Annotated in this window: 9 protein-coding genes and 1 pseudogene; 6 read left to right on the forward strand and 4 right to left on the reverse strand. The window is 64.7% G+C overall.

Going from position 1 to position 11,842, the window contains the following annotated elements; translation table 11 throughout:
• Window position 1 precedes the first annotated feature (1 nt).
• The 6 genes from ACE3TQ_RS18815 (at window position 2) to ACE3TQ_RS18840 (ending at window position 6,818) form a co-directional block, all read left to right on the forward strand.
• Window positions 2-817 (forward strand): substrate-binding periplasmic protein, encoded by an 816-nt coding sequence (locus ACE3TQ_RS18815; RefSeq protein ID WP_374583824.1) that lies wholly within the window; start codon window positions 2-4, stop codon window positions 815-817.
• A gap of 150 nt (window positions 818-967) precedes the next feature.
• Complete coding sequence (locus ACE3TQ_RS18820; RefSeq protein ID WP_374583825.1) at window positions 968-2,668, forward strand: methyl-accepting chemotaxis protein; 1,701 nt, start codon at window positions 968-970, stop codon at window positions 2,666-2,668.
• 3 nt (window positions 2,669-2,671) lie between these two features.
• Window positions 2,672-4,183 (forward strand): chemotaxis protein CheW, encoded by a 1,512-nt coding sequence (locus ACE3TQ_RS18825; protein ID WP_374583826.1) that lies wholly within the window; start codon window positions 2,672-2,674, stop codon window positions 4,181-4,183.
• 684 nt (window positions 4,184-4,867) lie between these two features.
• The gene (locus ACE3TQ_RS18830; protein WP_374583827.1) at window positions 4,868-5,917 is read left to right on the forward strand and encodes a transcriptional regulator; all 1,050 of its coding nucleotides are present in this window, start codon (window positions 4,868-4,870) and stop codon (window positions 5,915-5,917) included.
• Window positions 5,918-6,018: 101 nt separating this feature from the next.
• Window positions 6,019-6,525 carry a YggT family protein gene (locus ACE3TQ_RS18835; protein ID WP_374583855.1) on the forward strand — a complete coding sequence of 169 codons (507 nt, stop codon included), beginning with the start codon at window positions 6,019-6,021 and terminating at the stop codon, window positions 6,523-6,525.
• The gene (locus tag ACE3TQ_RS18840; RefSeq protein WP_374583828.1) at window positions 6,525-6,818 is read left to right on the forward strand and encodes a DUF167 domain-containing protein; all 294 of its coding nucleotides are present in this window, start codon (window positions 6,525-6,527) and stop codon (window positions 6,816-6,818) included. Before ACE3TQ_RS18835 ends, ACE3TQ_RS18840 begins: the two co-directional genes overlap by 1 nt.
• A 98-nt stretch (window positions 6,819-6,916) precedes the next feature.
• On the opposite strand, the gene ACE3TQ_RS18845 is transcribed toward ACE3TQ_RS18840, so the two are convergent.
• The 4 genes and pseudogenes from ACE3TQ_RS18845 to ACE3TQ_RS18860 all read right to left on the reverse strand — a co-directional run.
• The gene (locus ACE3TQ_RS18845; RefSeq protein WP_374583829.1) at window positions 6,917-7,861 is read right to left on the reverse strand and encodes a carbohydrate kinase family protein; all 945 of its coding nucleotides are present in this window, start codon (window positions 7,859-7,861) and stop codon (window positions 6,917-6,919) included.
• A 7-nt stretch (window positions 7,862-7,868) separates the two neighbouring features.
• Window positions 7,869-10,241 carry a DUF3426 domain-containing protein gene (locus ACE3TQ_RS18850; protein ID WP_374583830.1) on the reverse strand — a complete coding sequence of 791 codons (2,373 nt, stop codon included), beginning with the start codon at window positions 10,239-10,241 and terminating at the stop codon, window positions 7,869-7,871.
• A gap of 12 nt (window positions 10,242-10,253) precedes the next feature.
• Window positions 10,254-11,171 (reverse strand): 50S ribosomal protein L11 methyltransferase, encoded by a 918-nt coding sequence (gene prmA / locus ACE3TQ_RS18855; protein WP_374583831.1) that lies wholly within the window; start codon window positions 11,169-11,171, stop codon window positions 10,254-10,256.
• A 130-nt stretch (window positions 11,172-11,301) separates the two neighbouring features.
• Window positions 11,302-11,842, reverse strand: a pseudogene (locus ACE3TQ_RS18860) (acetyl-CoA carboxylase biotin carboxylase subunit); the annotation flags it as partial.

The following is an 11,842-nucleotide window of genomic DNA, read 5'->3' on the forward strand; positions in this document are numbered from 1 at the left end:
CATGCGCCGCCAGCTGGTCCTGTTGCTGTTGTTGCAGGTCGTGGCGGCGCCGGCGCAGGCTGCCTGCAGCCGTCCGCTCAAGGTCGTCATCAGCCCCATGGGGCGCAATATGATGGTCGAAGCGGACGGCAGCATCGGCGGCGTCGTCCCCGATTTCCTCAAGCTGGTGGCCAGCCGCACCGGTTGCCAGTTCGAATACACCAGCGTGCCCCGCGCGCGCGCCCATGTGCTGTTTGAAAACGGCGAAGTGGACCTGATCCCCGGCACCACCCGCACCGACGAGCGCGACCAGCTCGGCCTCTTTATCCATATGTATCACTCGCGCGCCATGCTGATTGCCCTGGCGGGCCGGCTGCCGCCCGAGCTTGGGCTGGACGAGGTCGGCAGCCGCGGCCTGAGCCTTGGCGCCGTGCGCGGCAACAACTACGGTCCCGAATACCTGCGCCTGGTGGAGCAGGCCGGCAGCCTGCCGCGCCTGTCGCTGGTGCCCGACCCCGACACGGCGGCGCGCATGCTGGCCGGCGGCCGTTTCGACGCCGTGCTGGCCGGGCCCTCGGTCTTTGCCGAGGCGGCGCAGCGCGCCGGCCTGGGCGACAAGGTGGCGGTGACCGCCGTGCATGGCATGCAGCCGGCCCAGGTCGGCATCTACCTGCACCGCAAGGCGGTGCCGGCCGCCGACCAGGCGCAACTGCGCGAAGCCATTGCCACTTTGGTCACGCGCGGCGAGTACAGCCGGTTGGTGCGCCAGTACTACGCTGAACCCAAATGGAGCACGCTGGGCCTCGATACGCGGCCGGCCGGCGGCGCCAAACCGTGAGCTGCGTTGTGGGCAGACAACGACTGAGGGCGCCAAATTAAACTGCTTAAAGCTTAGGCAGGCGTTGGTGACAATGCGAGAGAATCGCTAGGGGCGGGCTGGCTATACTGAAGATTCCCAGTGGCAATTCCCCCCCTATCAGGAGCTCCCATGAATAGCATAGCCATTCAGCAAAGCCAGCTGCAGGAAGTCGAACTCCAGGCCATCAACGCCGCCTTGAACCGTGTGCAGGCCGTCATCGAATTCCAGCTGGACGGCACCATCCTGCACGCCAACGACAACTTCCTGGACGCGGTCGGCTACACGCTGGAGGAGATCCAGGGGCGCCACCATGCCATGTTCTGCGAGAGCGCCTTCGCCGCCAGCGAAGCGTATAAACAGTTCTGGGAGCGCCTGCGCGGCGGCCATTTCGAGCATGGCGAGTACCAGCGCGTCGGCAAGGGCGGGCGCCAGATCTGGATCAATGCCTCGTATAACCCGGTGTTCGACGCCGATGGCCGGCCTTACAAGGTCATCAAGTTCGCCACCGACATCACCGCCGCCAAACTGCGCAACGCCGAATACGAGGGCAAGGTCAGCGCCATGGACAAGGCGCAGGCCGTAATCGAGTTCGACATGGGCGGCCATGTGCTGACCGCCAACGCCAACTTCCTCGACACCATGGGTTACGCGCTGGAGGATATCCAGGGCGAGCACCACCGCCTGTTCTGCGAAACCGAGTACGCCGCCAGCCTCGATTACAAGCGCTTCTGGCAAAAGCTGAACCGGGGCGAATTCGACAGCGGCCGTTACAAGCGGGTCGGCAATGGCGGCAAGCAGGTCTGGATCCAGGCCACCTACAACCCGATCCTGGACATGAACGGCAAGCCTTTCAAGATCGTCAAGTTCGCCACCGACATCACCGAGCAGGTGATGCTGGAGCAGGGCATCAAGGACAAGGCCAGCTGCGACGCCGCCAAGATCGAGCGCCTGCTGGAGGCGGTGGCGCGCGCCGCCCGGGGCGACCTGACGGCCGAGGTGCCGGTGCACGGCGACGAGCCGCTCGACCAGCTGGGCGCCGGCATCGGCAAGATGATGGGCGACCTGCGCGGCGTGATCGGCCAGGTGGTGATGTCGGCCACCGCCTTTGCCGACGATGCCGAATCGATCGCCAGCCGCGCCAGCGTGGTGGCGGGCGGCTCGCAGGAGCTGGGCGCCACGGTGGAGGAAATGAATGCCTCGGTCGACGGCCTGACCCGCTCCATCGACGCCATTGCCACCAGCACGTCCCACGCCAACGACCTGGCCAAGGCCACCCAGGACGAGGCCGAGGCGGGCGCCAAGGCGGTGGCGCGCTCGATCGAGGCCATGGACCTGATCAACCGCTCCTCGGAAGACATTGGCGAGATCGTCAAGGTGATTTCCGACATTGCCAACCAGACCAATATGCTGGCCTTCAACGCCGCCATCGAAGCGGCGCGCGCCGGCGAGCATGGCCTGGGCTTCTCGGTGGTGGCGGACGAGGTGCGCAAGCTGGCCGAACGCTCCTCCCAGGCCACCAAGGAAATCTCCAAACTGATCAACGAGTCGGTCAAGCGCGTCAACACCGGCACCGCGATTTCGCACCAGGCCAGCGAGGCGTTCGACCGCATCGTCAAGGGCGTGGGCAAGACCAGCGAGGCGATCGCCGCCATCTCGCACGAGGCGCGCGAAGAGCTGCTGGCGGCGCGCGAGGTGAGCGTGGCCATCAACCACATCGCCGAGGCGGCGGAGCAGTCGGCCGGCAGCTGCGACAGCATCGCCTCCTCGACCGCCAGCCTGAACACCCGGGCCGGGGAATTGAACAAGATCGTCGCTGGCTTCGTGGTGTAAGCCATGGATGCCTTGCGCGTAATACCCGGCGCCGCGGCGGCGCCGGGGGCGGCGCTGCCGGCCGTCGAAATGTTCGGCTCCTTCCTGCTCGGCAGCGACGAGTTCGCGCTGCCGGCCCTGGCCATCCGCGAAGTGGTCAACTTCCCCGAGCGCATCACCAGCGTGCCGCTGGCGCCGCCCTACCTGGCCGGCATGTTCACCCTGCGCGGCAGCGTGATCCCGGTGGTCAGCCTGGCGCGCCTGTTCGACCCGGCGGCGCCGGGCGCCGATCCGGCGCAGAAGATCGCCATCATCGACTACCAGGACGTGCAGGTCGGTTTGCTGGTGCACGGTACCGGCGAAATCCTGCGCGTGCGGCCCGAGCAACGCAGCCGGTTGCGTTATGCCGAGGGTTCGACACAAGGGGTAGTAGCCGGCACCATCCTGCTTGACGAGGGACGGCGCCTGGTGCAGGTGCTCGATATCGAACGCCTGGTGCGCATCGAGAACGTGCCGCAGGTGCAATCGATGCGCGCGGCCGGGGCGGAAACCCGGCGCCAGCTGCGCGTGGTCGGCGCGCGCCGCCACGCCATCAGCTTCCGCGCCGCCGGCGCCCGCTTTGCGATGGAGATGCATGCGATCCAGGAAATCGTCCGCGTGCCGGAGCTGACCCAGACCGTGCTAACCAGCCCCCTGTGCCTGGGGCGCATGCACTTCCGCGGCAAGCAGGTGCCGGTGGTGGACTTCGCCACGCTGGCCGGCGGGCAGGCGGCGGCCGGCGACGGCGCCGAGCAGCGCGTGCTGGTGGCGCATATCGGCGAGGCGACGGTCGGCTTCCTGGTCGACGCGGTGGAGAGCATCCTGCATTTCAGCAGTGAAGAGGTGCTGCCGATCCCATTGCTGAGCAAAGCGCGCAGCGGCATGTTCGCCGGCTGCGTGGCGCGCAGCGGCGAAGAGGACGTGATCCTGCTCGATCATGCCGGCATCTTCTCGCGCAGCGAGATCGGCGAGATGGACCTGGGCCACCGCAACCTGTACCCGGCCGACGGCGAGGCGGTGCAACGCCAGCGTGCCGGGCGCAAGGTCTACCTGAGCTTCCGCGTGGGCGAGCTGTTCGCGCTGGAGCTGAAACAGGTGCGCGAGATCATCGACCATGCGGGCGACATCAGCCACCCGCCCGGCATGCCCGACTACCTGTGCGGCGTGTTGAACCTGCGCCAGCAGCTCATCAGCCTGGTCGACCTGCGCCGCCTGTATGGCATGGCGCAGGGTGCGGGCGAGGGCGCCGGCAAGGTGCTGGTGATCGAGCGCGGCGACGAGCGCTATGGCCTGGTGGTCGATGCGGTGTGCGACATCGTCACAGTGGATGACGGCAAGCGCTACGCCACGCCCTCGCTGATGAAGAAGCCGGAGGAGCGCTGCCTGTCGGCCGAATCGAGCGAGGTGCTCGAACTGCCGCAAGCCGATGGCAGCGCGCACAGCACCTGCCTGCTCGACCTCGAACGCGTGCTCGCGCGAATTTCGCATGTCGTTTAATCGCGACGAAAAAAAATCTTCAAAGCCCGCCTGCAAGCGCCCCGGTCTCGCGATCCATCGCAAGCCGGGGCGCTTCGCTTTTCATACAGCCTTTACCTAAAGGCGTTATGCGAAGGGTGGTGGCGCGGCGCGGCGCATGCGCGGTGCGCGCGCACCGATCGCAGCACGCTTCTATGTGCGCGAACGCGCAGATCGATACAAAAAAAGAAGAAGAAAATCATTCGTGCTAGTTGCGCATCAACAAGCTTTCGTGTACTTTGCGAACTTGAAAACGCGTGAATTTGCAAGCACTGTTTTTTCGAGTGTGTTGTTACCGCAAAAGTCGAAAAATAATGGGAACTTAAAACGCATAAGTATGCTTAAAGACCACACGACGACAGCGAAGCCGCTCACCTGATCCTGCGATCAGGGCCGGGCGGTTTTTTCTTTGAACGCTGGTCGTATCAAGTGGCCCGACGAGGGGTTGAGGAGCTGACTGTACGCCCCACCCGCGCAATCGTCGCGATAAAGATTTTGAGTCCGACGCCGCCAAGCACCGGCGCCGGAGTCGATGGCTGAAGCGCTGCACTGGTGAGGAGGTGCAGCAGTTCAGCTGGGTGCCGAATTCATTAGCGCAAACCGCAATCCTGTTTGTGCCGATGAATAATTCGCCTGGTCCAGCGCAGGGCCGGACGGGTTTTAATCATGTGCGTGAATTTTCCCATCCCAGATGAAGGAGAACTAAAAATGGCAACCGCCGCTAAGAAGAAACCTGCAGCCGCTAAAGCAGCTGCTCCAGCAAAGAAAGCCGCCGCCGCTAAGCCGGCCGCTAAAGCCGCAGCTAAGCCAGCTGCTAAACCAGCTGCCAAGAAAGCCGCTGCCAAGCCAGCCGCTAAACCAGCAGCGAAGAAAGCCGCTGCCAAGCCAGCAGCAAAACCAGCAGCGAAGAAGGCCGCCGCTAAGCCAGTAGCGAAGAAAGCTGCCGCTAAGCCAGCAGCAAAACCAGCAGCGAAGAAAGCCGCAGCGAAGCCAGTAGCGAAGAAAGCCGCAGCTAAGCCAGCAGCAAAACCAGCAGCGAAGAAAGCCGCCGCTAAACCAGCAGCGAAGAAAACCGTCGCTAAAGCAGCAGCTAAACCAGCAGCGAAAAAAGCCGCTGCCAAGCCAGCAGCCAAGAAAGCCGTTGCCAAGAAAGCCGCAGCGAAGCCAGTAGCGAAGAAAGCCGCTGCCAAGCCAGCAGCCAAGAAAGCCGCCGCTAAACCAGCAGCGAAAAAGACCGTAGCTAAAGCAGCTGCCAAGCCAGCCGCCAAGAAAGCTGCTGCCAAGCCAGCCGCCAAGAAAGCTGCCGCCAAACCAGCTGCCAAGCCAGCTGCCAAGAAAGCCGCTGCCAAGCCAGCCGCCAAGAAAGCCGCTGCCAAGCCAGCTGCTAAAAAGGCCGCTCCTAAAGCCGCTGCAAAACCAGCTGCCAAGCCTGCAGCTAAAAAGGCCGCCCCAAAAAAAGCCTCGGCTAAGCCAGCAGCCAAGCCAGCTGTTGCGCCAGTAGCCGTAGCACCGGCTGCAGCTCCTGCTGCTAAACCAGCTGCCCCAAAAAAGGCCGCTCCTAAGAAGCCTGCTGCTCCCAAGAAGGAAGCTGCGAAGCCAGCCGCCGCACCAGCACCAGCTGCTGCAGCCCCAGCTCCAGCCGCCGCTCCGGCAGCCAAAACCGTTATCGCCCCGGCAGCCGCCTGGCCGTTCCCGACCAGCACCCGTCCTTCCTAAGCGTTTAAGCGCTTAGAGCCGGATGGCGAAAGCACCGCTGTGTGAGACAATCGCACAGCGGTTTTTTTATTTGGAGTGAACCCGTGTTTAGTATTCTCAAGCTGATCGTCGATGTCGCTGCCGGCTTGCTGGGCGGTGTGCTGTTGCTGCGATTCTGGATGCAGGCTATCCGCGTCCGACCGCCGTCGTCGGTGGCCCAGTTTACTTTTCAGCTATCGGACTGGCTGGTGCGGCCGCTGCGCCGCATCGTGCCCGGCATGGGCGGCTATGACTGGGCCAGCCTGATTGGCGCCTTCCTGATCGTGATCCTGGCGACGTCGGTGCTGTTCCTGATCGGCGCCACGGTGGAGATTGTGCTGCTGGCGGCCCTGCAGCGCTTCCTGGAATGGATCCTGTTCGGCTTCATGGCGCTGCTGATCATCGAGGCGATCTTCTCCTGGGTCAATCCGCACGCGCCGCTGGCGCCCTTTGTGCGGGCCCTGAACGAACCGCTGCTCAAGCCGATCCGCAAGGTGGTGCCGCTGGTCGGCAACCTGGACCTGTCCTTGCTGGTGGCCCTGATCCTGCTGCAAATCTGCCAGATCCTGCTTGGCATGCTGTTTAACTGATGAGCCGGAGCTGGTGTTCCGCTGTGCCAGGCGGCGTGCGCCTGGCCGTCCAGATCCAGCCCAACGCGAAGAAGACCGAGGTGGTCGGCGTGCTGGGCGATGCACTGAAAATCAAACTGGCCGCGCAACCCATTGAAGGGAAGGCGAATGAGGCGCTGGTGAAGTGGCTGGCCGGCACCCTGGGCGTGTCGCGCAGCGCGGTGACGCTGACGCACGGGCAGACCAATAAGAAGAAACTGCTGGAGGTGGCGGGGGTGGGGCTGGAGGATGTGGTGCGGCTCGAAAACCCGTAAACCCGGTAAAGCGGGGTCAGACCCGAGGGTCAGACCCCGACCTGCGGCCGCCGCGTAGAGAAGGGTCAGACCCTTGGGTCTGACCCAGGTTTCCCGGGTTAAAAGCGATAACCGAAAGCCGCTTCGAACTTATCCGCGATTTCAGCCGGGGTAAAGACATGGTTCTGCGCCCCCTTGGTCACGATCTTGATCGCGCCCAGCAGGCTGGCCAGGCGGCCGGTCGACTCCCAGCCCAGGTCATTCACCAGGCCGTACAGCAAGCCCGCGCGATAAGCATCGCCGCAGCCGGTCGGGTCCAGGTCCAGCGCCGGATCGACCGCCACCGCCGGAATATCGATCCGCTTGCCGCCGGTATAAATCTCCGACCCCTTCTCGCCGCGGGTCACGATCAGCGCCTCCAGCCTGGAAGCGATATCCGGAATGGTCAAACCAGTGCGATCCATCAGCAGCTCGATCTCATAATCGTTGCAGGTCACATAAGTCGCCTTGTCGATAAAGCCGATCAGCTGCTCCGGCGTGAACATCGGCATCTGCTGGCCCGGATCGAAGATGAACGGGATACCCAGGCGCGCCAGGTCCTCGGCATGCTTCAGCATACCCAGGTGCCCGTCCGGCGAAATGATGGCGATGCGCGCCGGGCCGGCCTTCTCGATCGGGTTCTCATGCGCGAACGACATGGCGCCCGGGTGGAAGGCGTTGATCTGGTTATGGTCCGCATCGGCGGTGACGAAGCACTGCGCGTTGTAGGCGTCCTTCTTGATCAGGATATTGTCGGTCGACAGGCCCAGCTTTTGGAAGCGCTCCAGGTAAGCGGCGCAATCCTGGCCCAGCACGCCGACGATGCGCGGCTCGCCGCCCAGCATCTTCAGCGAGTAGGCGATATTGCCCGAGCAGCCGCCGAACTCGGTGCGCATGGTCGGCACCAGGAAGGACACGTTCACCTTGTGCAGCTGGTCCGCCAGCAGGGTATCGCCGAAGCGGCCTTCGTATTGCATGATGATGTCGATGGCAAGCGAGCCACAGACCAGGGCGGTTTTAGTCATAGTATTTTTATGGGTAGAAAATGGCGATGTGATAGCCGGAGGCTTTGAGCTCTTTCAGCTCAAAGTACAGTTTAATGCTTTGCTCACTGCGCGGGCCGAAGCCCTTATCCGCTTCGCTCGCCGCTGGCAGGTATTCACGCGGGGCGAACACGCGGCGCAGGACCGGCTTGTCGGCGTTGTCGTTCAGGGTCAGCTCGATGTGCGGCCAGGCTTGCACCAGCTTGGACTGGTTGCGCAGCACGGTGCTGAAGCTGAAGGTGTTTTCGGCCATGCTGGCCAGTTCGCCTTGCTCGATGCTGAGCGCATCGAGCTGGGTCGGGAGGCTGACCTGGCAGCCCAGCGGCTGGCAGACGGCTGTCAGTGCCGGCTTGAGCTGCGGGTAGGTGGCGGCCAGGGTGTCGCGGAACGTGGTGGCGGCTTGCAGCACCAGGCCGCCCAGCAGCAGCGGGATGCCGAAAGCCATGCCGATTTTGATCGCCTTGCCGTATTTCTGGCTGCGGTCGTGGCGTTTGACGAAGCTCAGGTCCGAGTGGTCGAGGTCTTCGGCTGGCGTTTCGTCGACGCCGGCCAGGGCGCGCATGCGGGCGTCGGCGGCGGCGCGGGTGCTGTCTGCGCGCGGTGCCTCGTCGTCGGGCAGGGAGGCGCCGTCATCGGGCACGTCGGCGTTGACGGCTGCCACGGCGTGCAGGGCGGTTTCGTCGCGCTCAGCTGCTTCTGCCTCGGGGGGCGCCAGGCTCCATGGCTCGTCGGCCGCTGGCGGCGCGGGCTGCCCGGCGGCGGGCTGGTCGTCGAAGTGGTAGGCGTCGTCCAGGCTGGCGGCGACGATGTGTTCCTGGGGCGCGTCGAAGGTGGGTTCGATGCGGCCGTCGGGGTGCTCGCCGGCAGCGCCGGATTGGGCTGGCGTCTCCACTGGGCGGGCGCGCAGGAAGGCCGGCACGAAGTCAGGGTCCGGCGCGGTGACGTTTGGCGCAGGGCTTGCCTCCGCCTGTACGAGGTCTTCGCCGGAATAGGGCGCGTCATCAGTGGATGGGGGCGCGTCGCCGCTGGAATGGAGCTCTTCGCCGGCCGGCGCGGCTGCTTCCTCGCCGTTGCCGCCCGTGTCATCGGGCGAATCCACTGCAGTGGCAACAGATGGCCCGGACTCTTCGGCCGACACAGCGGTGTCATCGGACGGTGCGGCTGCAGGGGCAGCGGATGGCTCGGCATCATCGGCCGAAGCGGTCGTGTCGCCGCTCGATGGCGCGGCCAGGATGGCCGGCGCGGCATCGTCCCCACCGGGATGGGTGGCGTCATTGGCCGGCGCTGCGGCGTCCTCGCCGGCATGGCCGGCGTCCTCGGACGGCGCGGCTGCTCGGGCAACGGATGGCTCGGCGTCATCGTCCGACGCAGCGGCGTCCTCGCCGGCATGGCTTGCGTCATCGGACGGCGCGGCTGCCGGGGCAACGGATGGCTCGGCGTCATCGTCCGATGCAGCGGCGTCCTCGCCGGCATGGTTTGCGTCATCGGACGGCGCGGCTGCTCGGGCAACGGATGGCTCGGCGTCATCGTCCGACGCAGCGGCGTCCTCGCCGGCATGGCTTGCGTCATCGGACGGCGCGGCTGCCGGGGCAACGGATGGTTCGGCATTATCGGCCGCAGGGGCTGTGTCGCTGCTCGATGGCGCGGTATCGGCGTCATCGGACGGTGCTGCGGCGCCCTTGCCGGCATGGCTTGCGTCATCGGACAGGGCGACTGCAGGGGCAGCGGATGGCGCGGACTCGTCGGCCGACGGGGCGGCGTCGCCAGCTGATGGCGTGGCCTCGCCGCCTGCATTGGCTGCGTCCTCTCCAGCGATGGCCACATCGTTTGCGTGGACGGACGCTTCTTCCGATGGAAGCGGCTGGACGTCGGGAATTGTGGTGGCAGGGGGAACTTCCGGCGCGGTGGCGTGGGCGAAGGCACGTGCCACTGCGGCTTGGGCAATATCTTCCGGCGATGGCGGCGCGGCAGGAGCCGGCGCTGCGTTGGCGGGACGCGTCAGGGCGGCGCCGCGCCAAACGGCCGGAGCGCCAGCGGCTGGCTGTACGGCTGGCTGTGCGGCTGGTGCCACCGCTGGCGATGCAGCTGGCGGTGCAGTTGGCGGCGGCGCGGCATCGTCCGCGAAATCGAGTTCGAAGTCGACCGCGCTGCCGCGCACATAACCCGCAACGGGTGGTTCGCTGACGGCGGGAACTTCGGGGATGACAGGCGTCGGCTTGGGCGCCGGCTCAACGAGGGCAGCATTGCCGTCGAAGACCTCGTGGCAGGAGCCACAACGAACAATACCCCCACGCAGTTTCAGCTGGTCAGCCGCGACCCGGAAGATCGTATTGCAATGGGGGCATTTAGTGGCGAGCGCCATCAGTACGTAAGATTACCTTGCGCCCAGCGTGCCCGACAGGCACACCCAGCCTTCATGCTCGGCCCAGACGGTGAGCTTGATGAACGGCGCATAGGCCGCGGCAACTTCTTCCGCCTGGCGCGCCAGCACGCCGGACAGCACCAGCGAGCCGCCCTCGGCCACGCGGCCGGACAGCATCGGTGCCATCAGCTTCAAAGGCGAAGACAGGATATTGGCGACCACGATGTCGAAACGCTGGGTGGCGAAGGCCGATTCGGCGAAATCGTCCGGCACGAAGTACTGGATATCTTCCACGTGGTTGCGCACCGCATTGTCGTTGGCCGACACGATTGCCTGTGGATCGATATCCACACCCGCCACCGTGGTAGCGCCCAGCTTGCGCGCCACCATGGCCAGGATGCCGGAACCGCAACCGTAATCCAGCACCGACTTGCCCGGCGCAGGATGGGTTTCCAGCCACTCCATGCACAGCTTGGTGGTTGGGTGGGAGCCGGTACCGAAGGCCAGGCCCGGGTCCAGTTCGAGGATCAGCGCGGATGGATCCGGCGCTTCGTGCCAGCTTGGCACGACCCAGATATTCTTGCCGATGTGGATAGGTTCAAACTGCGACTGGGTCAAACGCACCCAGTCCGCGTCCGCCACCGGACGGGTGGTGAACTTGGGCAGGTTGGCCAGGCCGATCGCGCCGGCAGCTGCCGCCACGATCAGGGCCTGGTCGTCCTCGTCATCGGTCAGCGCGACCACGCGGCTATGGTCCCAGGCCGCTTCGGTCGGCTCCATGCCCGGCTCGCCGAACAGGGGTTTTTCGGCGTCGGTGCCTTCATCGGCATCCTCCACCGACACCGACAGCGCGCCCGCATCCATCAGCGCTTCGGACAGGGCCTCAGCGTGTTCACGGGCTACTTCGATGACGATTTCAGTCCAGCTCATTTATTACTTACCTGCCTTTGTGCGTATTTGGGGTCTGACCCTTGGGTCTGACCCCGGTTTTCAGGGTTTTCTGGTCTTTGAAACCTTGGAAACCCGGGAAACCAGGGTACGACCCAAGGGTCGGACCCTTTTATTTACCTGCTTTTGGCATTTCTGCCAGTCGTTGTTCCAGATAGTGGATGTTGGTGCCACCTTCGATGAAGCGCGCGTCAACCATCAGCTCGCGGTGCAGCGGGATGTTGGTCGAAATGCCTTCCACTACCATTTCCGACAGTGCAATCTGCATGCGGCGGATGGCCTGCTCGCGGGTTGCGCCGTAGGTGATCAGCTTGCCGATCATCGAATCGTAGTTCGGTGGTACAAAGTAACCCGCGTAGGAGTGCGAGTCAACACGCACGCCTGGGCCGCCCGGGGTGTGCCAGGCGGTGATGCGGCCAGGCGACGGGGTGAACTTGAACGGGTCTTCGGCGTTGATACGGCATTCGATGGCGTGGCCCGACAGCATCACGTCGCGCTGGCGGAAGCGCAGCTTCTCGCCGGCCGCGATGCGGATCTGTTCCTGCACGATGTCGATACCGGTGATCATTTCGGTCACAGGGTGCTCCACCTGCACGCGGGTGTTCATCTCGATGAAATAGAACTCGCCGTTTTCGTACAGGAACTCGAAGGTG

It is taken from the genome of Pseudoduganella sp., from assembly GCF_041914865.1.
Taxonomy (GTDB): Bacteria; Pseudomonadota; Gammaproteobacteria; order Burkholderiales; family Burkholderiaceae_D; genus Rugamonas.